At 68.7% G+C, this 22,738-nt stretch carries 19 protein-coding genes and 1 pseudogene; 8 read left to right on the forward strand and 12 right to left on the reverse strand.

The annotated features are described in order from the left end of the window. Positions 1-52 precede the first annotated feature (52 nt). The 3 genes from AC6I9V_RS09190 to AC6I9V_RS09200 all read right to left on the reverse strand — a co-directional run bounded on the left by AC6I9V_RS09190 (position 53) and on the right by AC6I9V_RS09200 (position 3,349). A complete protein-coding gene (locus tag AC6I9V_RS09190; protein ID WP_497899181.1) occupies positions 53-1,045 on the reverse strand; it encodes a transketolase family protein in 993 nt (330 codons plus the stop codon). Beyond that, positions 1,042-1,851, reverse strand: a complete 810-nt coding sequence (locus AC6I9V_RS09195; protein WP_497900290.1) for a transketolase — start codon at positions 1,849-1,851, stop codon at positions 1,042-1,044. Before AC6I9V_RS09195 ends, AC6I9V_RS09190 begins: the two co-directional genes overlap by 4 nt. Positions 1,852-2,011: 160 nt before the next feature. Continuing rightward, complete coding sequence (locus tag AC6I9V_RS09200; RefSeq protein ID WP_497899182.1) at positions 2,012-3,349, reverse strand: MFS transporter; 1,338 nt, start codon at positions 3,347-3,349, stop codon at positions 2,012-2,014. A 193-nt stretch (positions 3,350-3,542) separates the two neighbouring features. On the opposite strand from AC6I9V_RS09200, the gene AC6I9V_RS09205 reads away from it, so the two are divergent. Genes AC6I9V_RS09205 through AC6I9V_RS09220 form a run of 4 tightly spaced genes read left to right on the forward strand, consistent with a single transcriptional unit; the run spans position 3,543 to position 7,448 of the window. Beyond that, positions 3,543-4,367, forward strand: a complete 825-nt coding sequence (locus tag AC6I9V_RS09205) for a sugar phosphate isomerase/epimerase family protein (protein WP_497899183.1) — start codon at positions 3,543-3,545, stop codon at positions 4,365-4,367. A 38-nt stretch (positions 4,368-4,405) separates the two neighbouring features. Continuing rightward, the gene (locus AC6I9V_RS09210; protein ID WP_497899184.1) at positions 4,406-5,182 is read left to right on the forward strand and encodes an SDR family NAD(P)-dependent oxidoreductase; all 777 of its coding nucleotides are present in this window, start codon (positions 4,406-4,408) and stop codon (positions 5,180-5,182) included. 44 nt (positions 5,183-5,226) lie between these two features. After that, positions 5,227-6,969 carry a dihydroxyacetone kinase family protein gene (locus tag AC6I9V_RS09215; RefSeq protein ID WP_497899185.1) on the forward strand — a complete coding sequence of 581 codons (1,743 nt, stop codon included), beginning with the start codon at positions 5,227-5,229 and terminating at the stop codon, positions 6,967-6,969. Next, on the forward strand, positions 6,966-7,448 hold the full coding sequence (locus AC6I9V_RS09220; RefSeq protein ID WP_497899186.1) for a ribose-5-phosphate isomerase: 483 nt from the start codon (positions 6,966-6,968) through the stop codon (positions 7,446-7,448). Before AC6I9V_RS09215 ends, AC6I9V_RS09220 begins: the two co-directional genes overlap by 4 nt. 7 nt (positions 7,449-7,455) lie before the next feature. Here the strand turns inward: AC6I9V_RS09220 and AC6I9V_RS09225 are convergent, their stop codons facing one another. The 4 genes from AC6I9V_RS09225 to AC6I9V_RS09240 form a co-directional block, all read right to left on the reverse strand. Beyond that, positions 7,456-8,577, reverse strand: coding sequence for a sulfite oxidase (locus AC6I9V_RS09225; protein WP_497900291.1), 1,122 nt, complete (start codon positions 8,575-8,577; stop codon positions 7,456-7,458). Positions 8,578-8,709: 132 nt separating this feature from the next. Next, positions 8,710-9,564: an SDR family oxidoreductase gene (locus AC6I9V_RS09230; RefSeq protein WP_497899187.1), complete on the reverse strand. Its 855-nt coding sequence runs from the start codon at positions 9,562-9,564 to the stop codon at positions 8,710-8,712. Between the two features lie 3 nt (positions 9,565-9,567). Then, positions 9,568-10,572 carry an aldo/keto reductase family protein gene (locus AC6I9V_RS09235; RefSeq protein ID WP_497899188.1) on the reverse strand — a complete coding sequence of 335 codons (1,005 nt, stop codon included), beginning with the start codon at positions 10,570-10,572 and terminating at the stop codon, positions 9,568-9,570. Positions 10,573-10,612: 40 nt separating this feature from the next. After that, positions 10,613-11,206, reverse strand: coding sequence for a hypothetical protein (locus AC6I9V_RS09240; protein ID WP_497899189.1), 594 nt, complete (start codon positions 11,204-11,206; stop codon positions 10,613-10,615). 210 nt (positions 11,207-11,416) lie between these two features. On the opposite strand from AC6I9V_RS09240, the gene AC6I9V_RS09245 reads away from it, so the two are divergent. Then, positions 11,417-11,809, forward strand: a complete 393-nt coding sequence (locus tag AC6I9V_RS09245) for a YchJ family protein (RefSeq protein WP_497899190.1) — start codon at positions 11,417-11,419, stop codon at positions 11,807-11,809. Here the strand turns inward: AC6I9V_RS09245 and AC6I9V_RS09250 are convergent. The 4 genes from AC6I9V_RS09250 to AC6I9V_RS09265 all read right to left on the reverse strand — a co-directional run bounded on the left by AC6I9V_RS09250 (position 11,806) and on the right by AC6I9V_RS09265 (position 15,980). Continuing rightward, entirely contained in the window at positions 11,806-12,813 is a 1,008-nt protein-coding gene (locus tag AC6I9V_RS09250; protein WP_497899191.1) for a TIGR04086 family membrane protein, read from the reverse strand. The two genes, AC6I9V_RS09245 and AC6I9V_RS09250, sit on opposite strands and share 4 nt — an antisense overlap. Positions 12,814-12,979: 166 nt before the next feature. Next, positions 12,980-14,932: an acyl-CoA dehydrogenase family protein gene (locus AC6I9V_RS09255; protein WP_497900292.1), complete on the reverse strand. Its 1,953-nt coding sequence runs from the start codon at positions 14,930-14,932 to the stop codon at positions 12,980-12,982. Between the two features lie 127 nt (positions 14,933-15,059). Then, a complete protein-coding gene (locus tag AC6I9V_RS09260; protein ID WP_497899192.1) occupies positions 15,060-15,374 on the reverse strand; it encodes a hypothetical protein in 315 nt (104 codons plus the stop codon). A gap of 216 nt (positions 15,375-15,590) precedes the next feature. Continuing rightward, a complete protein-coding gene (locus AC6I9V_RS09265; protein ID WP_497899193.1) occupies positions 15,591-15,980 on the reverse strand; it encodes a PepSY domain-containing protein in 390 nt (129 codons plus the stop codon). Positions 15,981-16,132: 152 nt separating this feature from the next. Between AC6I9V_RS09265 and AC6I9V_RS09270 the strand changes: the two genes are divergently transcribed. From AC6I9V_RS09270 to AC6I9V_RS09280, 3 genes and pseudogenes are all read left to right on the forward strand, one after another. Further along, positions 16,133-17,581, forward strand: coding sequence for a DUF3375 family protein (locus tag AC6I9V_RS09270; RefSeq protein WP_497899194.1), 1,449 nt, complete (start codon positions 16,133-16,135; stop codon positions 17,579-17,581). A gap of 2 nt (positions 17,582-17,583) precedes the next feature. Continuing rightward, a pseudogene (locus tag AC6I9V_RS09275) lies at positions 17,584-18,351 on the forward strand (DUF4194 domain-containing protein); the annotation flags it as partial. A gap of 239 nt (positions 18,352-18,590) precedes the next feature. Next, positions 18,591-22,064 (forward strand): ATP-binding protein, encoded by a 3,474-nt coding sequence (locus AC6I9V_RS09280; RefSeq protein ID WP_497899195.1) that lies wholly within the window; start codon positions 18,591-18,593, stop codon positions 22,062-22,064. A 93-nt stretch (positions 22,065-22,157) separates the two neighbouring features. Here the strand turns inward: AC6I9V_RS09280 and AC6I9V_RS09285 are convergent, their stop codons facing one another. Then, positions 22,158-22,652 (reverse strand): FBP domain-containing protein, encoded by a 495-nt coding sequence (locus AC6I9V_RS09285; RefSeq protein WP_497899196.1) that lies wholly within the window; start codon positions 22,650-22,652, stop codon positions 22,158-22,160. Positions 22,653-22,738: the final 86 nt, after the last annotated feature.

The raw sequence follows: 22,738 nt of genomic DNA on the forward strand, positions 1-22,738 counted from the left end.
GCGGGGCCGGCACTCGCCCGGCCCCGCCCGCGTCCCCAGGCTGTGCGTGCCTTCAGCCGAGTTCGGCGAGCACCTTGGCGACGATCCGCTGCACCGTGAGCCCGTAGCGTTCGTGCAGGGTGGGCAGTGCGCCGGCGTCGAGGAACTCATCGGGCAGCGCCACCGGTACCACGCGCTTGCCCAGGCCCGCCGTGACCACGGCCGACGCGACGGTCTCAAAGAGGCCGCCCACCACACTGTGGTTTTCCAGAGTCACGGCGAGGCGGTCCGAATTCAGCTCGGCGAGGACGGTCGCGGCGTCGAACGGTTTGATGGTCGGAGCATGCACTACGGCAACGTCCACGTGGTGCACCGCCAGCGCCTCGGCCGCCTGGAGTGCACGCATGGTCATGAGCCCGCTGGAGATGAAGACGACGTCGTTGCCGCCGCGCAGGACTTTCGCCTTGCCGAGTTCGAACGTGTAGTCGTACTCGTCCAAGACCGTGGGGACGTTGCCGCGCAGCAGACGCAAGTACGTGGGCCCTTCATTGGCAGCCAGTTGCGGGACAGCCTGTTCGATGTCCAGGGAGTCACACGGATCCACGATGGTCAGGTTGGGCATGCCTCGGAAGATCGCCATGTCCTCGGTGGCCTGGTGGCTGGGGCCGTAGCCGGTGGTGAGCCCCGGGAGGCCGCCGACAATGTTGACGTTGAGGTTGGGTTCGGCGGCGTCCAGGCACAGGAAGTCGTAAGCGCGCCGGGCGGCGAACACCGAGTACGTGGACGCGAACGGGACCAGGCCGGTCTCGGCGAGGCCGGCCGCGGCACCGAAGAGCAGTTGCTCGGCCATGCCCATCTGGAAGAAGCGGTCCGGGAAGGCCTGGGCGAAGATGTGCATGTCGGTGTACTTGCCCAGGTCCGCGGTCAGGCCCACGATCCTGTCGTTCTCCTGCGCGGCTTTGACCAGGGCGTGCCCGAACGGCGCCGGCGCGGTTTTCTGGCCCGGGTCCGCGAAGGAGGCGATCATGGCCGAGGTCTTGAGCTTCGACGTGGTTGCGGTGCTCATCGGACGGCCTTTCCTTCGAATCCTGCGGTCAGCTGCTCGCGGCAGGTCTGCCATTCGTGTTCTTCGATGCGCATGAAGTGCGCCTTTTCGCGGTCCTCGAGCAGTGGGACTCCGCGGCCCACCTTCGTGTCGCACAGGATCACGGAGGGGCGTCCGACGGCGTCGGCCTGGGCGGCCGCCTGGTCGAAGGCGGCCAGCAGCGCGTCGACGTCGTTCCCGTCCACGCGCTGGGTGTACCAGCCGAAGGCCTCCCACTTTTCGGTGACAGGCTCGGTCCGCAGGACCGTGTCGGTCTTCCCGTCGGCCTGCAGGGCGTTGATATCCACCATGGCGGTGAGGTTGCCGAGTTGGTGGTGGTGGGCGCCCATGGCCGCCTCCCAGGTAGAGCCCTCGTCGAGTTCGCCGTCGGAGAGGAAGTTGAAGACCCGGGCGACCGAGCCCTGGTACCGCAGGCCCAGAGCGGTGCCGACAGCGATGGAAAGGCCGTGGCCCAGGGAACCGCCGGAGATTTCCATTCCGGGGGTGTAGGTGGACATCCCGGACATCGGAAGCCGGGAATCGTCGGAGCCGTAGGTCTCCAGCTCCGTGACCGGAATGATCCCGGCCTCGGCGAGGGCGGCGTAATGGCCGATCGCGTAGTGGCCGGTTGAGAGCAGGAACCTGTCTCGCTCGGCCCACTCCGGATCCTCGGCGCGGAACCGGAGCTGGTCCGCGTAGACAACCGCGAGCATGTCAGCGGCGCCCAGCGCCTGACCCACATAGCCCTGGCCCTGGACTTCGCCCATGTTCAGGGCATGGTGACGGATCCGGAAAGCGGCGCGGGTGACCCGGCCAAGGCGGTCCGCCTCTTGTCCGAAGGCTGTGCCCCCGGCTGTTTCATCCTGTGTGAGAACCACAAGTCTGCCTTTCAAGAAAGTGATGTGAGGAGCGTGGGGGGAGGCCTGCGGCGGCTTCCCGCCAGTCTTCCTATGCGCTCACGGAGACGGGAGTGCTTTTGGTGGCCTCGTCCGCGAGTTCGCGTTCGCGCTTGCCCCAGGTTTCACGGGTGGCGACGGCGGCCCACAGGCCGATGGCGGCGTACGTTCCGAAGAGGAGGGCCGGGCCCATCCACCCGAAGCTGACGAAGAGCAGCGTGGTGATGAACGGGGTGAAGCCGGACACCATGGCCGAGATCTGGTAGGCCAGCGAGGCGCCGGAGGCGCGAGTCTTGGCCTGGAAGAGCTCCGGGAACCAGGCGCCCTGGGCGCCGGCGAGCGAGTTCTGGCACACCGCGTAGGAGATCACGAGGGTGGCGATGATGAAGATGAACAGCCCGGCGTTGACCAGCAGGAACATGGGCACTGCGAACGCGGCCGCGAAGGCACAGGACCAGATGTAGAGCGGGCGCCGCCCGATCCGGTCGGTCAGCCTGGCCCAGGCCTGCGTGGCGAAGATACCAATCGCGGAGGCGATGCACAGTGCGGTGAGCGTCTGGGTCTTGTCCGCCAGGTGCTGGCTGTTCAGGTAGGAAATCATGTACGTGATTGACACGGCGTAACCTGCGGTCTCGGCGACGCGCAGGCCGATGCCCTTGACGATGTTGCGCCAGTCGGTCTTGAGGACCTCCACGATCGGGGACTTCACAATGTCGCCGCTGTCCTTGACCTCGTCGAAGACGGGGGATTCGGGGACCTTGGAGCGGATGACCAGGCCGACGATGACCAGCACGATGCTGGCCAGGAACGGGATGCGCCAAGCCAGTTCGCCGCCGAGCTGGACGCTGACGAGGAAGACGAGGTTGGCCAGCAGGAGCCCGACCGGGAAGCCGGCCTGGACTATGCCGGTGTACTGGCCTTTGGACTTCCACGGGGCGTGCTCGTAGCTCATCAGGATGGCGCCGCCCCACTCGGCGCCGAAGGCCAGTCCCTGGACAATGCGGACGAAGACGAGCAGGGCCGGGGCCAGCAGGCCGACCTGGCCGTAGGTGGGGAGCAGGCCGATTAGGAACGTGGCGACGCCCATGAGGATCAGGGAGGCGACCAGGACAGGTTTGCGACCGAGCTTGTCGCCGAGGTGGCCGCCAATTATGCCGCCGATCGGACGGGCGGCAAAGCCGACGCCGAGCGTGGCGAAGGCGGCCAGAGTGCCGGTGACCGGGTCCCCGGTGGGGAAGAAAGCCGTGCCGAAGTAGAGGGCAGCTGCAGTGCCAAAACCGATGAAGTCGTAGGTTTCGATGACTGCGCCAACGCCGGATCCGATGGCGACCCGTTTTGCGTCCTTCGTGCCGTGGACCGGGCCCCGCAAGGTGAGAGCTTCGTTGCTCATGTCAATCCCTTTCGAAGAGAGCTGCTGGCGATCAGGCGCCAACACTGTCGACTGTTAACAGATGATACGCCAGTGTGACCCGCGTTATAAGCAATGTCAACAGTCAACTTCAAAGGTTGACTGTTGACAGTCGAACTCGTAACGTGGTCCGCATCACTACCGCCTTCGGGGCGCGACCAGAGGAACGACAATGATGTTCAATTCCCGACTTGGCTGCTCTTCCATCAGCTTCCGCCATCAAGACCTGCCCACCGCCTTGCGCACTATCGCGGAGCTGGGTTTCGGCGAAATTGACCTCGGGGCCCTCCCCGGAGTCTGCGACCACGTCCCCTACGACCTTGATGCGGCGGCCGTCGCAGCCGTAAGGGCCGCGGTTGCCGACTCGGGCCTGCGGGTCCGTTCAGTCAACGGGGACATCGGGGACCTGAACGCCGTGCTCGACGCCCGCATGCAATCAGCCCGCGACCGCCACCTCGACGCCCTGCTCTCCCTCGCGGCAGGCACCGGCGCCCGGGCCTTGGTGCTGCCCTGCGGGGCCCTCAGCCACGACCCGGTTCGCAGCATCGGGGAGGACCTGGACGCCATCGCCGCGCAGCTCATCAGGGCTCAGAGGCGGGCGAGGGAGTTCGGCGTCGAGCTCTGGACGGAGTCACTGCATTTCCTGCGCTTCTGCTGGAACCTCGAGCTCGCCGAACTGCTGGCGAAGCGGCTGGACGGATCCGGCGTCGGGATCGTCATGGACTTCAGCCACATCGTGGCCGCCGGCGAGAACCCGCTGGACTATCTGGGACGCCACAGCGGCCGGATTGCGCACGTCCACCTGCGCGATGCCGTCCCGGGGAACATCAACCTCAGCCTCGGCAACGGCGACGTCGATTTCGCCGCCGGGCTGCGTGCCCTCGCCGCCGGCGGGTACACCGGACACTTCTCCCTGGAACTGGAAACCCGCGACGTCACCCACGACGAACGCCCGGCTGCCGCCGCCAAGGCTGCCAGCTTCATCACCGACCTCATCTGAACGATCCCGGCAACACAACACCCCCTTCAAGGAGCATCATGAGCACCACCATTCAGCGCACCGCCGTTCTCACCGGCGCAGCCTCGGACCGAGGCATCGGCCTCACCACCGCACGCCGCTACGCCAGCCAGGGCTGGGCGGTAGTGATCCTCGACCTCGACGGCGAGAAGTCGGCCAAAGTCGCCGCCGAAATCGGCAATGACTTCAACGTTCCCGCCTTCGGCTACGAGGTCGACGTCGTCAACGAGGACTCCGTGACCGCCGCGTACGACGCCGTGGCAGCCGAGATCCGCTCCGGCCACCTTCCCGCCGTCGGCGCCTTGGCCAACATCGCCGGCATCACCTCGCCGGTTCCGTTCCTTGAGACCACCCTGGACCTGTGGAACAAGGTCATGGCCGTGAACGCCACCGGAACCTACCTCGTCACCAAGGCGTTCCTGCCGGACATGATCGCCAGCGGCTGGGGCCGGATCGTGAACATGTCCTCCGTCTCCGCCCAGCGCGGCGGCGGTGTCTTCGGCAAGGTCCCGTACTCCGCCGCCAAGGCCGCGATCCTGGGCCTCACCAAGGCCCTCGCCCGCGAGATCGGCGGCACCGGCGTGACTGTCAACGCCATCACCCCGGGCGCCGTAGACACGAACATCCGGGTGGGCAGCACCGAGGAGCAGGAAGCGGCCATCAACGCCGGAATCCCGCTGGGACGCAACGCCACCACCGAGGAAATTGCCTCGGTCATCACGTTCCTGTCCTCTGAGGAATCCGCCTACCTCACGGGCACCACCATCGACATCAACGGCGGAAGCCACCTCCACTAGCGGAAACGCCACAACAGACAATCGAGCGCAGCCGGGAGCCCGCCATGACCAAAATATTCAACGATCCGTCCGCTTTTGCCGAGGAAGCCCTCGCCGGCTTCTGCGATGTCCACGCGGACCTGGTCCGCCAGGTGCCCGGCGGCGCCGTCCGGCGACGCCGCTCCGAGCGCCCCAAAGTAGCTGTTCTGGCCGGGGGTGGCTCGGGCCACTACCCGGCCTTCGCCGGCCTGGTCGGGGCCGGGCTGGCCGACGGCGCCGTTGTAGGCAATATCTTCACCTCGCCGTCCGCACAGCAGGCCTACTCCGTGGCGAAAGCCGCAGAGACCGGGGCCGGGGTGGTGTTCGCTTACGGCAACTACGCCGGGGACGTGATGAACTTCGGCCTGGCCAGCGAACGGCTGGCCGCCGAGGGAATCGCCGTGGCGAACGTCCTGGTCACGGATGACATCGCCAGCGCGCCGCCGTCGGAATCCGCCAAACGCCGCGGCATCGCCGGGGATTTCACCGTCTTCAAGATCATGGGCGCCGCCGCCGAAGCCGGTGCGAGTCTGGCCGACGTTGTCCGCCTGGGCCGGAAGGCCAACGACAGGACACGAAGCATCGGCAGCGCCTTCAGCGGATGCACCTTCCCTGGCGCCGCCGCACCGCTCTTCACCCTCGACGACAAGATGATGGGCCTTGGTCTGGGCATCCACGGCGAGCCCGGACTGTTCGACACCGAACTGCCGCCGGCGCGGGAACTGGGCCGGGAACTGGTGGCCCGACTGCTGGCCGAAACGCCCCACGGCGCCGGACAGCGGATCGCCGTGCTCCTGAACGGGCTCGGCTCCACAAAACATGAAGAGCTGTTCGTGCTCTGGCTGACGGTCGCTCCGCTGCTTCGTGAAGCCGGCTACACCCTGGTGATGCCGGAGGTCGGCGAACTCGTCACAAGCCTGGACATGGCCGGTGTTTCACTGACCGTCACGTGGCTCGACGATGAACTGGAACTGCTCTGGACCGCTCCCGCGGAGTCGCCCGCCTACCGGCGGGGGAACGCCGCCCGCCCCGGCGGCGAGACGGACGAGCCGATGCCGGCCGAGGATTCGGCGGCCCCGGAAACCTTCGCGGCGTCCAACGCGTCCCGTGACTACGCGCGCCACTGCGTCGCCGCCTTAGCGGCGGCGCGCGAGACACTCCATGACGCCGAGGAATCCCTTGGCCACCTCGACGCCATCGCCGGCGACGGCGACCACGGGCGGGGCATGGTCCGCGGCATTGATGCGGCGTATGCCGCAGCCGCGGGCGCCGCGGCCCGCGGCGCCGGCGCCGGAGATGTCCTCCGTTCCGCCGGAGACGAGTGGGCGGACACCGCTGGCGGTACCTCCGGCGTACTCTGGGGCGCCGGCCTGAGGGCCTTCGGCGATTCCCTCGGCAACGACCAGGCGCCGGATACGGCCGCCCTTGTGGCAGCAGTGGCTTCTTTTGCTGCCCGGATCGCCGCGCTCGGCAAAGCCGACGTCGGCGACAAGACCATGGTGGACGCGCTCGTCCCGTTCGTCGCAACCTTTAACCGGCTTGCCGGCGAGGGGGCCGGTGCGGACGCGGGCTGGGCGGCCGCGACGCGGGAAGCCACCGCGGCAGCGAAGGCCACAGCGGCGCTGCGCCCGCTAAAGGGGCGGGCGCGCCCCCTGGCGGAAAAGAGCGTGGGCACACCTGATCCGGGGGCCACGTCGCTGGCGATGGTGTTTGCGGTGTTCGGCCAGCACCTCACCGCCGTGCGGCAGCCAGCAGGAGCAGGCGCGTGAGCCCGGCGATCGGTCTCCGGCTGATTGTGGGCGCGGACGAAGCCGGCGTCGACTACAAGGACCAGATCCTGGCGGACCTGAGGGAAGATCCGCGGATCGCGGAGGTCATCGACATCGGGGTCAACCGCGGAGACGCCCCGGAACTGTTCACCAAGGCGTACCCGTATGTCGGCATCGCCGCGGGGGAGCTGATTCGGGACAGGCAAGCGGACCGGGCCATCCTGTTCTGCGGGACGGGGATCGGCGTCGCCATTGCCGCCAACAAGGTAGACGGCATTCGGGCCGCGACCGCCCATGACTCCTTCAGCGTGGAGCGCTCCGTGCTGTCCAACGACTGCCAGGTTCTCACCATGGGCCAGCGCGTCGTGGGGCTGGAGCTGGCACGGAGGCTCGTGCGGGAATGGATCGGGTACACTTTCGATCCCTCGTCCGCCTCGGCGGACAAGGTCAAGGTGCTCACCGACTTCGAGGGCTGCTGACCCCCGCCTACTCCACGGTGACCTTGATCCGCTGCACCACGTTGTTGCCCATACCCTGGTAGTTCCACACCGGCTCGAGCGGCTGGGTGGAGCCGCTCGCGTCCGTGGCCCGGCAGGACAGTTCGTGCTGACCCGGGTCTGCCACCCATGGCATCGACCAGGCGGACCACGCGAAGGGCGCCGCGGGGTGCTCCAGCTGGGCCGGGGACCATTGGCCATCGATCCCCACCTCCACCCGCTGGACCGCGCCGTGGCCGGACCAGGCCCGCCCGGTGAGCATCACCGGTCCGGGAGGCAGGAACCGCTGCCGGGTGAAGAAATCCGGAACCCCCGGCGGCACCATCAGTGAGCGGACCTTGATCCACGTGACCGGAGTGCCGGGGTCGTCCGCGTCCTGCTGGTAGCGGTAGGCGACGGACTGCTGGAAACCGTCGAAGGGCCCGGCGAGGACCTTGATCGAAGAGAGCCACTTGACGCTGGCCATGCCGTACCAGCCGGGGACCACGAGCCGCAGCGGGTAACCGTGCTGCGGCGGCAGCGCGGCGCCGTTCATCGCGTACGCCAGCACGACGTCGGGCCGCAGCGCCTCGCTGACCGGCAGGCTCCGGGCGTACTGCTGGCGCACCCCGCCCTGGATCCCGGCGTCGGCCCCGGTGAACGCAACCTCGACGGCGTCCTCGTCCACGCCGGCCTGGGTCAGCAGGTAGGCCAGGGGCACCCCGGTCCAGACCGCGGTGCCGACGCCTTCGAGCATCCAGGGCTGGCTCAGCGGCCGCGGCTTCAGCAGCGACCGGCCGTTGCCGGCGCACTCCAAAGTGACCGGGACACTGATGCTCGGCGCCCGGCGCAAGGCCCGGAGGTTCAGTTCCAGCGACCGCTGCACGGCCCCGCCGATCCGCAGGTGCCAGCTCTCACCGTCGATCGCCGGGATGTCGAAGTGGTTCAGCAGATAGTGCAGGCCGGGCGGAGTCACGTCGTTCCTGAGGGCCTCGAGCGGCATCGAATGGTTCCTGAGGGCGAGCTGGAGCTCCTCGGCCGTGAGCGGTCCGTGGCTGGGTTCACCGGGGTGCGCTGCCAGCGTCTGCGCCTGCCGGCGCCGGGCCATAACGGGGGAGGTGTGCTTGGACATTTGCTTGGGCATGGGACTGCGATTCTGTTCCGGACCAGCCCGGCTGTGCACCGGCGCCAGGTGCTTTCAGGTCTACGCCGCGGTCCCTGCCCCGTCAATACCGGGCCCGCGCCCCGGCCGGGGCAAACGTGTCTACAGGGTATGCGCCTCGGCCAGGAAATCAGCCAGTCCCAGCGGTTCCTGCCCGGTCAGTTCGTGCACGGCCGACGTCGGCCCCGCCAGTTCGCCGGCGGCAATGGCGGTGTAGGTGCTGACCCAGGCGTCCACCTGCCAGGGCGGCGCCCCATAGGATTTCCGGGAGGCGTACGCCTCGTCCCGAGTCTCGTTGTGGTAGCTGATGGTGCGTCCGGTGCCGGCGGTCAGCAGCTCCGCGGCGGTCGCCAAGGAAAGGTTTTCCGGCCCGGTCAGGTCGTAGCTCCGGCCCACGTGCAGCGCGGGATCGCGCAACACCGTCAGGGCGGAGCGGGCGATATCCGCCCGGGCGACAGCCGCCATCAGGCCGTCCCCGGCCGGGCCGCGGATCACCCCGTCCTCGCCGGCCAGCAGCGGCAGGAAGTCCAGATAGAAGTTGTTCCGCAGGATCGTGTAGTCCATGCCGGACGCCTTGATCCGTTCCTCGGTGGCGTAGTGGTCCCGCCCCAGCGTGAAGGTGCAGTCGGGTCCGGCCCCGAAAAAGGAGGTGTACACGATGTGCCGCACGCCTGCCTCGGCCGCCGCGTCGACAAAGGTGTAGTGCTGCTGCAGCCGGTCCTCGGCCTCCGCCGCGGAAACCATAAACAGGGTCTTCACGCCGGCCAAGGCTGACCTCGCCTGCGCCGCGTCGGCGTAGCTGGCGACCGCCGGCACGGCGCCCTCAAGGTCTGGGGCGCGGGAGGCGTCGCGGACCAGAAGCCGCTGGGGGCTGCCAGCCGCCGCGAGCAGCCGGGCCACCTGTCCGCCGAGCTGGCCCGTGGAGCCGGTGACGGCGAGGTCCGGAAGCGTCCCCACGGCTCAGGCCTCGCGGGAGGCGGGCGACTTGGTCTGGGCCGGGTCGCGCTCGGCGAGCGACCCGATGGCGGCGTCGATCTTGTCCATGATGACCGGGTCCAGTTTCACGCCGGCCGCGGCCACGTTTCCGGCAATCTGTTCCGGACGGGACGCGCCCATGATCGCCGAGGCCACGTTCTTGTTCTGCAGCACCCAGGCGATGCTCAGCTGGGCCATGGTCAGCCCGGCTTCCTCGGCGATCGGCTTGAGCTGTTGGACTCCGGTGAGGACCTCGTCGGACATCCAGCGCTCGATCATCCGGGCGCCGCCCTTGGCATCGGTGGCGCGGCTGCCCTCGGGAGCGGGCTTGCCCGGGTGGTATTTGCCGCTGAGCACACCCTGGGCCATGGGGGACCACACAATTTGGGACAGACCGAGCTCCTCTGAGGTCGGGACCACCTCGGCCTCGATCACCCGCCACAGCATGGAGTACTGCGGCTGGTTGGAGATCAGCTGGAAACCAAGGTCCTTGGCGAGGGCGTGGCCGTCGCGGATCTGGCTGGCCGTCCACTCGCTGACGCCGATGTACAGCGCCTTGCCCTGCCGCACGATGTCGGCGAAGGCCTGCATGGTTTCTTCCAGCGGCGTCTCGTAGTCGTAACGGTGCGCCTGGTAGAGGTCCACGTAGTCGGTCTGCAGCCGGGTCAGGGAGCCGTTGATGGATTCCATGATGTGTTTGCGGGAGAGCCCGAGGTCGTTGTGGCCCTTAGGCCCGGTGGGGCCGAAGACTTTGGTGAAGACCTCGAGCGATTCGCGCCGCTCGTCCTTCAGGGCCTCGCCGAGGACCGTCTCCGCCGCCGTGTTGGCGTAGACATCCGCCGTGTCGAAGGTGCTGATCCCGGCGTCGAGCGCTGCCCGCACGCACTGGGTGGCGACGTCGTTCTCCACCTGCGACCCGTGCGTGAGCCAGTTGCCGAAGGTGATTTCCGAAATCTTGAAGCCGCTGTGCCCGAGGTATCTGAATTCCATGGGTTCCAACGTAGCCCAGATGACCGCTGGGGGTAAGGGCTCAGCTGGCCTTGCGTTGCTGGTCCGGTCGCTGGGCTGCCTGCGGCCGCTGGTGCTTGAGAGCGGTCAGCGATCCGGTGTCCAGCACCGGGCTCGCGGCCGGCAGCGGGGGCTTCGTGAAAGCCCGCGGCGCCGCAGTGAGGGCGCCGTTGCGGTCCGTCGCGGACTCGATCAGCGGTCCGACTTCCTTGATCTCGCGCACCGGAGCCTGCGGGCTGGGCAGTTCGCGGACCGAAACCTTGACCTCCGGCGCGGCTTCCGCCCTGGCCCGGGCGGTGGCGCGCGCATCGGCGCGGGCGACGGCGGCGGCCCACTCGGGGGACAGCTGCGGTTCCTTGCGGGCAGGCTTGGCGGGGCGGGCGGCCTTCGCGGGGCGGGCCACCTTCGGGGCGGCGGCAGGCTTCGCGGCGGCTGGCTCAGGAGCGGCCCGCCGGCCGCGCAGGAGGGCAGTGACGCCCGCGGCGAGCAGCCGTCCGAGTCCGGCCAGCAGCAGGGTGATGACAAAGGCGAGGAAGACGCCGAGGAACATAACCAGGGCTACCCCGAGGGTGCCGAAGAACGTCAGGTGCATGGCGATCGTCGTCGGGTCTTCCACTTCGCCTCTCCTCTTCCAGCCTGCAGTGAGGTCCGTGCCGTCATGGTCGCGCCGGGCTACGGCCCCTGTTAACCATACGGACAATCTCGAACTGACACGCGGGCAAAGCGGCCGGTCCGGCAGGATGTGTCCAAGCCGATACCTTCGGCCGGCGTCTATAGTCGGAAGCAGCCCATGCCGGAGGTCTCCGGCCAGCCGGAAGGACCCTTTTTGACGTCACACCAGGGACATTGCCCGTGCCTCTCCGGCGAGCAGTACGAAGACTGCTGCGGCCGGTACCACCGCGGTGAAGCGGCGGCACCGACCGCGGAGCAGCTTATGCGCTCCCGCTACAGCGCCTTTGTGGTGCTCGACGCCGATTACCTGCTGCGCACCTGGCATCCGGACACCCGGCCCGCCGCTCTGGAGCTGGATCCGGCCATGCAGTGGCGGCGCCTGGACATCGTCTCCGCAAGCCGCGGCGGCCCGCTGGACACGGAAGGCACCGTCGAGTTCAAGGCCTACTTCCGGCACGACGGCGAACCCGGCGTCCACCACGAAACCAGCCGGTTCCGGCGCGAGGAACGCCGCTGGTACTACGTCGACGCCCTCACGCTTGCTTAGCGCTCTTCGACGGTCTCCACCGGCGTAAAGCCCGCGCGGTCCACCTTGCGGTGGAATCGCATGCCGGCCAGGCCGCCGAGCATGGCGCCGATCAGGGCAACCACCGCGACGACAACCGCGGCGACAATGCTGGTGGTGGTGAGGTCACCCTCGTTGACGGGGATGCGGGGGAAGCTGTTCAGGTTGGCCAGGACGTTGTACTGCTGGCCGGCGGTCAGGGCCAGGACGGCCACGATGATCGCCGCAATCAGTGCCCAGATCCACACCATCAGGCCCTGCCGGGCGCCGTTGAAGCGGGCCATCCGGCCGGCCACGTAGCCGCCGCAGTAGTAGGACACGAACAGGATCACGAGGAGGGTGATGATGCCGACGATCCCGACGCTTTGGTTGCGCGAGGCCTGGTTGACGGCGTCGTTGACGTTCGTGTTGGTGGCGAGGCCGACGGCGGTGCCGGCGGCGGCGACCAGCGCGGTCAGCAGCACGGCCATGCCGGTGGCGGCGAGCCAGCCGAAGAATGCGGACCCAATCTTGATACCGCCGAACTGCTCCTTCTCGCGGGCCACCACCGTCTCGCGGGTGGGCACCTCTTCCACAACCACGTCGTGGTGGCGCTCGTGGTCGTCGCGGGTCCCGTGGATCACCCGGTTGTCACGGCCGGCTGCAGCGCCCGCAGTGGAGCCTTCGGCGGCGCCGGCCAGCGGCGCAGCGGGGAAGGCGCGGGTGTCGTTGGTCCGCTCGGCGCGGTCCTCGGCGCGGCGTTCCGCCCGGCTCTCGGCACGCTCGTCTGCCCGGTCCTCCGCCCGGCCCTCGGCGCGGCCCTCGGCCCGGTCCTCGGCGCGGGATGCTTCGGCGCGGCGCTCGGCGCGCTCGTCGGCTACAACGGGGCCTTCCGCGGTCACGCCGTCCTGGCGCGCGTCGTGGATTCGGGCCTCTCGGTCCAGGGTTCCGTTTTCCTCGCGTGCGCGGCGGGGAGCGCGGTCTTCGGGGCCTGCTGTGCTGCTCATGATGGCTGCTCGCTTTCATTGATTGACCCGAACTCATTGTTTGAGCCGGGCACGGCAATGCTTCGACCGTCATCAGGTCTTGGCACCACCTAACCACGGCACCGCATCAATAGCAAGGATGCTTACTATCTAGCCGGCGGCGCCGCAGCGCAGGCATCGACGCACGTCAGCGGTACTTTCGGTGCAGGTTCTCCTTCACCGACGCGCGCGGGCTGGCGTCTGCAATCCACGGCCCGGTCCCCTCGGACTGGTCCAGCACCCCGGCCTCAAGCCACTCGTAGTCGCCGGCGAGCACAGCGCGCGTGAGCACGCGGTCGCCGTCGTCGGTGTTGCGCCAGAGCTGGTCGAAATACTCCTCGATCCGGACCCGGGCCTGCTCGCAGTAGGCGTCGGCGAGTTCATAGGCGGAGGCGCCCCGTTCCGGGGCGGTCCGCAGCAGCACTTCCGCCCGCGAGCAGCACGCCGCCATCGCGAACAGCTCGGCGCCGATGTCCACGATCCGGCCCAGGAAGGCCTGCTTGTGCTCCAGCTTCGCCTGCCAGCGGCCCATGCCGTAGAAAGTCTGCCGCGCCAGCCGCCGCGATGCTCGCTCCACAAAGCGCAGGTGCCTAGCGAGCCGGCCGAAATCGCCGTAGGAGCGCGGATCCATGCCCGTGCCGGCCACCAGCTTCGGCAGCCAGCGCGCGTAGAAGCCGGAGGCGCCGACGGCGGCCTTCGCCTTCTCGGACAGGCTGGCATCCTCCGAGGCGAGGGCGCCGGCGGCGGCCAGGTGGGCGTCCACGGCCTCACGCGCGATCAGGAGCCGCATGATTTCCGAGGAGCCCTCGAAGATCCGGTTGATCCGCAAGTCCCGGAGCTGCTGCTCGGCCGGGACCGCGCGCTCCCCGCGGGCCTCGAGCGAGTCGGCCGTTTCAAAGCCGCGGCCGCCGCGGATCTGCACGAGTTCGTCGGCGATCCGGCAGCTGATCTCGGTGGACCAGAGCTTCGCGAGGGCGGCTTCGATCCGGACGTCCTTTTGGCCGGCGTCGGCCAGCTCGGCAGAGAGCTCGAACACCGCGTCCAGGGCGAAGGCACTCGCGGCAATGAAGGCGATTTTTTTGCCCACCGCCTCGTGCTGGCCCACCGGGCGGCCCCACTGGGTGCGGGCGTTGGACCATTCGCGGGCGATCTTCAGGCTCCAGCGGCCGGACGCCACGCAGAGCGCGGGAATGGAGAGCCGGCCGGTGTTGAGCGTGGTGAGCGCGATTTTCAGGCCCTGGCCCTCGCGGCCTAGCCGGTTGGCGGCCGGCACCCGGACCTGGTGGAAGCGGGTGACGCCGTTTTCGATGCCACGCAGGCCCATAAAGGCGTTGCGGTTCTCCACCGTGATGCCGGGGGAGTCCATCTCCACCACAAAGGCGCTGATGCCGCCCTTGTGTTCGGTGCCGTCCGCGCCGATGTGCTCGGGGACCAGTGCCATCACCACCACAAGTTCGGCGATCACGCCGTTGGTGGTCCACAGCTTCACGCCGTCCAGTACGTACGACGACCCGTCCTCCGACGGTACGGCGGTGCTGCCCATCCGGGCCGGGTCGCTGCCGACGTCGGGCTCGGTGAGCAGGAACGCGGTCACGGCGCCGGCAGCGCAGCGCGGCAGGTACTCCCGCTTCTGCTCGGGCGTGCCGAACACCTTCACCGGCTCCGGAACGCCGATCGACTGGTGCGCGGAGAGGAGGGCCCCGAGGCTGGGGTGCACCGATCCAAGCAGGGCCAGTGCGCGGCCGTAGTACACCAGCGACAGGCCGAGGCCGCCGTAGTCGCGGGGGATCTTCATGCCGAAGACGCCGAGGCCGGCCAGCCCGGACAGGTATTCGTCGGGGATCCTCGCGTCGCGCTCGATCCGGCGCCCGGACATGGTGCGGCAGTAGGCGGTCAGGCGCGCCATAAACGCTTCGCCGCGTTCGACGTCGTCCGCGGGCGCCTGCGGCCAGGGGTGGACGAGGCTGAGGTCGAAGCTGCCCAGGTACAGGCCCTTGGCAAAGCTGGGCCGGTCCCAGCTGGTATCGCGGGCGGCCTCGGCGACGGCGCGGGCGTCGGCGGCGGTCGCCTCGGGCCCGATCTTCTGCGCGGCCACCGGCACCTCGGCGGCGGGGCTGTCGGCGGCGGGATCTTCGGTGGCTGGGTTATCGACGGCGGAGCTCACGGGGCATCTCCTCTAACCGGGTTGGCCGGCTCGAGCCCTGGATCCGCCGCGGGTGGTGGACCCTTCAGCTGTCCCGCAATACTACCCGCGGGTAGGTGCCGGTACTAGGGGAGGGCTGCCCTATCAGGTCGCCGGGGAAATCGCCCGGGAGCTCCACGGCGCCGGCGTGGTGGGCCAGCCGATCCCAGGCGTGGTTGATGCCGTGGACAGCGCCGAGCAGGAGGCTGGCGGCAATGAACCAGGCCAGCCGGCCGACGCCCAGCAGGGCCAGCGCTGCGAACGCCGCCGTCGTGATGAAAAAGGTCAGGAGGAGGGCGAACACCAGGGTCCCAAAGAACACCATGGTGGCGGTTTCCACCGTGCTGAGATCGAACTGCATTCTTCCTCCTGCACCGTCGCTTCGGCTGAATCAGTAGCCCGAGCGTAGGGCGCCGGAAGGGGGCCCAGCCAGAGTCGCGGGGCGCGTCGGAAGGTCTTGATACGGGATCGAAATGCTACCCGGGCGTAGGTCACAGAGAGGTCGCGGAAACCTCACCAGCAACAGGCGTAACGGGCGGCGCCGGCGTTGGCGGCGCCTTCGTTGGACCCGGGGACGTCAGTCGTCCGTCTCGGGAGCGCCCTGCGCCAAGACCTGGAAGTCCGCCCCGAGCTGGACCTCCACCGTCCGGCCGTCGTCGAGGCGCACCTTCACCTCGTAGGCGGTGCTGCCGTCGTTTTCCCGCTCCACTTCCGTGACGCTGCCCTGCCCGACCCTGGCCAGGGCCGCGCTCGCGGCCTGGTCCCGGTCCCCGCCGGTGAGGGGCGCCAGGCCGGCGTCGTCCGCGTCGGAATCGTGTGAGTCGTCGTCCGGCTGCGGCGCGATGCTCACGCCGGGTACCGGGTTGCCGGGGCCCAGCAGGCCGTCCGCCGCGACGGCCACCGTGGCGCCGCCCAGGACTACCGCCGTCGTCGCCGCTCCTATGATCCATGCAGTCTTGGTCAGCATGACGGTCTCCTCCCACGTGGTACTCCCAGTGTGCTCCCGCGGCGCCGCAGGTTCAACGGTTTTTCCCCGCACCCTGCGTTAACCTAGGAGCTGGCAGTTTTTTCTTTGATCCGCTGCCCGACCCCACTCCCCGGCAGCGATTGGAGAACTGCGTGTCCCGTTCCGCCGTGTCCTCCGCCGACGCCATCAGTGCCCGGCTCCGGGACCTTGAACTGCTCACCAAGGGGCCTGCGTGGGCGCTAACCCGCTCGGCGCCGTGGGTGATCGCCGTGCTGCAGGCATCCTTCACCCGCACCCGGCCGCAGCTTCCGCTGGAACAGTTCCACGCCGACGTCGACGCCTTCCTTGAGCAGCTCCGCCGCCAGGACCCGGGGCTGGGTGGCTCCGCCAACGGCAAGGGGTTCGGCGACGAGTGGACCCGCAGGAACTTCCTGACCCGGCGCAACCAGTCCGGCCAGATCGTCTACGAGGTCACCGAGCCCGCGGCCCGAGTCCTCGCGTTCCTGGACAGCCTCTCCAGCGAACGCTCCACGCTGAACGGTTCCCGGCTCGGCACACTGCTGGGCGACGTCGAAAAGCTCGCCAACGAGACCAACCCGGACCAGAGCGCCCGGCTCGAGTCCCTCGAGGAGGAGATCGGCGAACGCCGCCAGCTGATCGAGGAAATCAGCTCCGGCGAGTTCGACGGGCTGCTCGACGACGAGGAGGCCGTGGAGGCCGCCGGGAACATCCTGGACCTCGCCGCGAGCCTGCCTGCGGACTACAAGAAGATGCGTGACCGGATCGAGGAGCTGGTGGGCGAGCTCCGCAACCAGATCATCGAGGAGTCCCTGAGCAAGGGCGCCACCATGGCGCAGGTGCTGGAGGCGGACAAGCGGCTGCGGCAGAGCCCGGAAGGCAGGACGTTCCGGTCCTTCACCGCGTTCCTGGAGGACCCGCAACAGCAGCTCCGCTTCCGTTCCGCGATCGGCGAGGTGCTCAGCCGGCAGTTCGCCGACGAGCTCAGCCAGGACGAACGCGAGACGCTGAAGAACCTCGTGGCCGAACTGCGCACCCAGCACAGCCAGATCCAGCGGATCTACGGCAAGCTCAGCGAAAGCCTCAACACCTACGTCCAGAGCGACGACTACCGCCAGTCCGTCCGGCTCCGCAAGGTCCTGCGGGAGGCCGAGCAGGCGATCCGCTCGCTGCCCTACGAACGCGAGCGCCCCGGACTGGTCCGCGGCCCGGTGCTCTTTAACGCCGGCTTCGAGTCCCTGGCCATGGTGAAGCTCTTCGACCCCGACGAGTTCGCCGCGCCGCCGAAGCTGGCAGACCCGATCGCGTTCAGCGACTCGGACCGGGTGCGCTCGCCGCGGACCGGCAAGGCCAGCCCCGAGGCCATCCGCGCCGCCGCCGCCGGGGCGTCCACGCTCACCGAGGCCTGGGAACAGCTCCCTGAGACCGAACGCCACATCAACTCCATCCGCGCGCTGCTCTCGCACGCGCTGCACCAGGGCGCCGGCTTCGACCGGGGCGCCTGGGCGCCGCTGGACTTCGAACAGATCGACGGCTCCACGCGCACCGCGTACCTGCCCGTCGTCACGCTCAAGAAGGATTGACAATGACCGAAGAGACCACGACGGCGGCAGCGGAACCGGAGCACGTCCACGCTGCCCCCTTCACCGTCACCCCGCGCGACACCTTCGTCGACGGCGCAGCCCTCTTCCCGGGGGACACCGGCGTGCTCCCGATGAAGGTCCGCCAGGCCCTCGTCAAGCTCCTCAAGGGTCCGTACATCGACGGCGGCCGGGACGAAAAACTCTGGACCACCCTGCTGGACAACCAGCTGATCCTGCGCAGCCGCCTTTCCGAGCTCTTCCTGACGCTGCAGCTGGACCACGACCGCAAGGTGGCCGTGCTGCGCCCGGTGGACCCCGAAGCGATCGGCGGCAGCACCCGCTCCAGCATCCTGCGCCAGCAGCGGGCCCTGAGCCGGGTGGAAACCATCGTGCTGCTGCGCCTGCGCCTGCTCCTGGACCGCCACGTCACCGCCCAGACCGACCCCACCATCACGCGCGAGGAAATCGCGGACCTTGTGGCCCACTACCAGCCCGCCGGCCAGCAGGACGCCCTCCGCGATTCCGACGTCGTCAACCGCGCCATCACCAAGCTCCTGGCCCGCCAGCTCCTCCTCACCACTGGCCTGGACGAGGTCTACACCATCTCCAACGCCCTCCCCCTGGCCCTCCCCTTCGAAAACATCGGCGACATCCCGGCCCAAATCGAATCCCTCATAGCCGCCTCCACCGACCCCGCCGGCACCGAACCCCTCCTCGACCTCGACAGCGAGAGTTCCGTAGATGACGAAAGCGGCGACGGCGATGCCGCCCCCGCCCCTTCGCCGGGCGGCTCCGCTGCAAGCAGCGAGCCGCCCGGCTCCGACAGGCCCGATGCCACTCCCTGGGCGGCATCGCCGCCGTCGCTCCTGAACCCGAACGACAGCGGTGACGCCGGGGACATGCGGCAGCATGCGTCTAAGCGAGGAACGAGCGAGCATGCAGAGCATGTGTCCGGTGGCACCGCTGAAGGCGACCAAAATGCCATGAGCAACGATGCGGAGGAGGCCAAGTGAGCATCGCAACCATGCTGCCAATGGGCGAGCTCACCAACCCCGGCCAGATGCGCCTCGCCCTCGTCCAGGTCGTCAACTGGGGCACGTTCCATGGCGCCCACACGATGCACGTGGACCGCAACGGCACCCTGCTGACCGGCAATTCCGGCGTCGGCAAGTCCACGCTGTTCGACGCGATGCTCCGGGTTTTCGACGCCCGTCCGCGGTCCAACGAGGCCGCGGCGCAGCGCGCCGGCGGTGCGGTGGAAGACAAGCGGACCACGTTCACGTACATGCGCGGCAAGGTGGGGGACAAGGCCGTCGGCGAGGGCTCGGCCAGCGCGTTCCAGCGGCCCGGGGCGACCTGGTCCGCCGTCGCGCTGACCTTCGACAACGCCGCCGGAACCCGCGTGACCATCTCCGCGCTCTTCGACCTGCCCAAGAACGGCACCGAGTCGAGCGTCGGCCGGTACTACCTGATCGACAACAAACCGCTGGACCTGGCCGCGGTCGAGGGCATCGCGGAGAAGCGCTTTACCAAGTCGGCGCTGGATGTGATCTTCCCGGATGCCCAGATCTTCGACGTGCACAAGGCCTTCGCGGAACGGTTCCGGCGCCTGCTCGGCATCAACTCGGACCAGGCCCTGCCGCTGTTGCGCGTCATCCAGGCCGGCAAGGGCCTGGGCGGCAGCGTCAACACCTTCTTCCGCGACCAGGTCCTGGACGCGCCCGCCACGCTGGCCGCCGCGGACGACGTCGTCGAGGAGTTCAGCAACCTGATGTCCATCCGGCAGCGGCTCGAGGACGTCCGGCAGCAGCGCGACCAGCTGGCACCCGTCCCGGGGCTGAACAAGGAATACGCCCAATCCCTGCTCGACGCGAACCGGCTCCGGGACCTCGCGGGCGAGGAATTCGAGGCCTACAAGCAGCAGCTGGCCGTCACCGTGCACGAGAAAACGCTGGAGCGCTTCAAGGCGCTGGCCCAGGCGAAAGCCAAGGAACTCGGCGCCGAACGCGGCGTCCGGGATTCCCTGGCCAAGGAACTCCGCCAGCTCGAGGCGGACTACAACAACCAGGGCGGCAACGCGATCTCCGCGATCGAGCAGTCGCTGGAAAACGCCCGGGTGGGCCTCAAACTCCGCCAACAGGTCGAGGAATCCGCCCGCAAGGCCCTGACCGACGCCGGACTGGAGCTCCAGTGGACCGCCGCCGGCTGGGAGCAGGCGCACGAACATGCGGCCGCCCGCTCGGCCGAGCTCAAGGATGACTCGGAAGCGCTCAAGGAACTCCGCTTCGAGGCATTTGACGGCCACGCGACCAGGAAACGGGAGCTCGCCGCAGCCCAGCAGGAACTCGTCTCGCTCAAGACGCGCAAGTCGCTGCTGCCGCCGTCGAGCATCGAAAACCGCAGCGCCATTGCGGCGACCACCGGCGTCCCGGAGGAGCAGATGCCGTTCGGCGGCGAACTGATCGACCTCGCGGAGGGCCAGGAGCAGTGGCGGCCGGCCGCCGAGCGCGCGCTGCGCAGCCTTGCCACCACACTGCTGGTCCCCGGCGAGCACTTCGCCGCCGTCACCCGCTACCTGAACGACCATCCCGTCCGCGGCGCCCTGCGCGCCGTCGACGTCTCCAAGCCGCTGGCCGGCGGGGCCCTGGCCGTGGAGGACGCGGCCGACGGCGACCTGCTGACCAAGCTGGACATCCTCACCGCCGGTCCGGCCGCCGAGGCGGGCGAGTGGATCCGCGAGCGGATCGCCCTGGACTTCGCCTACCCCTGCGTGGAGGACCCGGACGAGCTGGCCCGGCTGGACAAGGGCCTGAGCCTGGGCGGCGTGGTCAAACGCAACCGCCACACTGTGGAAAAGGACGACCGCTTCACCTCACGGCAGGACTACGTCCTCGGCTTCGACAACGCCGCCAAGCTTGAACTCGTCGCCGCGCAGGTGGAGGACCTCCAGCAGGAACTCGCCAAGGCCGCCGAACTGGCCCAGAGCCGGGAAGAGTCGCACCAGGGCATGACCCGGCAGCTTGAGGCGCTGCGCCGCGTGGCGGAGGACCACCGACCCTGGGAGCACGTCTCGGCCGCGGTGGCCGCGGACGAGCTCGGGCGGATCGAGCAGCGGCTGAAGGATGCCCTCGCCGCGCAGGCGGACCTGGAACCGCTGCGCGCCAACATCGAGGTTGCCCGGCACAAACACCAGTCCAGCACCGAGGCCGCCGCTGTGCTCCAGAGTGAATACAAGGCCCTCGACTCGCAGCTGACCACGGCGGACTCGCTGCTCGACGCCGCGCGGGCGCGGCTGGAGCAGTCGCCGCCGTCGGAGGCCACCGCCGTCGCGCTGGAACCGTACTTCGCGGACTTCGGCGAGGTCCTGGAGATGCACGAACTGGACAACCTCGCCAACCAGGTTCGGACCCGGCTGCTGGCCGAACTGCACGCGGCCGAGTCGCGGGGGCAGGCCACCTCGGAGCGGCTCACCCGGATCTTCGAGGGCTTCGTCCGCGAATGGGGCACGGCCATCTCGGCCGACCACGGCACGTCGATCGGCGCCGCGGGCGAGTTCGAATCCCGTTACCACGCGATCGTCAGCGACGGCCTGCCTGCGCAGGAGGCCGAGTTCCGGCAGTTCTTCAACCAGCGCACGCACGAATCCTTTTCCACGCTGCTGCACCTGCTGGACGAGGAACGCCGCTCCATCACCAGCCGCATCCTGCCGCTGAACGGGATTCTCTCCGAGGTGAACTTCCACGAGGGCAGCTTCCTGGAACTCGACATCAAGCAGACGCTGCCCGCCACCGCCAAGCAGTTCAAGGACGCCATCCAGAACGCGCTCAAGGTCCGGCACGTCCGGCCCGGGAAAGCCGCCGCGCCGGCCACTGGCACGGACCCGGACGATGACGCCGAGCTCACCAACCGCTACAAATCGCTCGAAACGCTCGTGAAGCGCCTCGGCTCGCAGACGCCCGAGGACCGGCGCTGGCGTGCCGAGGTGCTGGACGTCCGCGGACACCTGTTCATCCAGTGTAAGGAGCACCGCGAGGTGCAGGCGGCGGCCTCCAAGGCAGCGAAGCGCGGCGGCAAACGGACCGAGGTTTTTATGCACGCGGACACCGGCTCGATGTCCGGCGGCGAGCGGCAACGCTTCACCGCCTTCATCATGGCCGCTGCGCTGAGCTACCAACTGGGCATCGCCGAGCAGGGCTTCACCACCTACGGCACGGTGATGATGGACGAGGCCTTTGTGCTCGCCTCGGAGGAATTCGCCGGCGCCGGAATCAAGGCGCTGCACGAATTCGGCTTTCAGCTGCTTCTGGCCGCGCCGGAAAACGTGATCGACCTGTCGAGGCACCTCGGCTCGGTCACCGAGATCCTGCGGGACAAGCGCACCAACCGCTCCGGCGTCCTCACGGCCCCGGTGATCGCCCCGGGCCCCGGCTCCGGCGGGAGCTGGCGGTCCGAGGCGAACCCGGTGGACATCGTCCTGCGCTGAGCCTGCAGTTTCCCAAGCAACGCGGGGTCACTTACCGCCCATAAATCCCCCGGTGATGGGCGGTAAGTGACCCCGCGTTGCTTGTGCCCGGCGCTACTGTCCCCGCACGCGCTCCAGGAACTGGACCGTGCGCGCCGCCAGGCCGTCGATCTGCCGCAGCACGACGGCGGCGGGGTCCGGGTTGATCTCGTTCACCGGAGGTGCCACCCGGACGTTGCCGCAGCACCCGAAGTCGGCGCAGATCAGGGTGCCCACGGTGTTGCCGTTGCGGCCGGATTGTCCGGCCCGCTTGGCGACCCAGAGCACGACGTCGTCCTTGGAGAAAAGGTCGCGGCAGAGCTCGCACAGGACTGCACGGTTCTTCTTGGCCCCGCCTTCCGGGGCGCGGAGCATGATTCCGGTGGGGCCGGTCTGGCCGGGCAGTACCAGGTAGCCGCGCAGCGGCATCTTCCCGTCCCGCCACCCGAGGAAGTCGAGGCGCTCCCAGTCCAGGGAATCGAAGTTCTTGGGCAAATTGAGTTTGGCGGCTTCTGACCGGCTTGCGTTGATTAAGGAGGAGCGGATCTGCTGGGCAGTGATTTTTTGCACGGGGGTGACTTTCGGAATCGGTTGGTCCGGCCCGACGGCTGATTAGCGCGCCGGGGCGGAAATAGGCAGGGCTCTGCCGGACTGTG

Source organism: Arthrobacter sp. SlRoot2-15 (genome assembly GCF_059739345.1).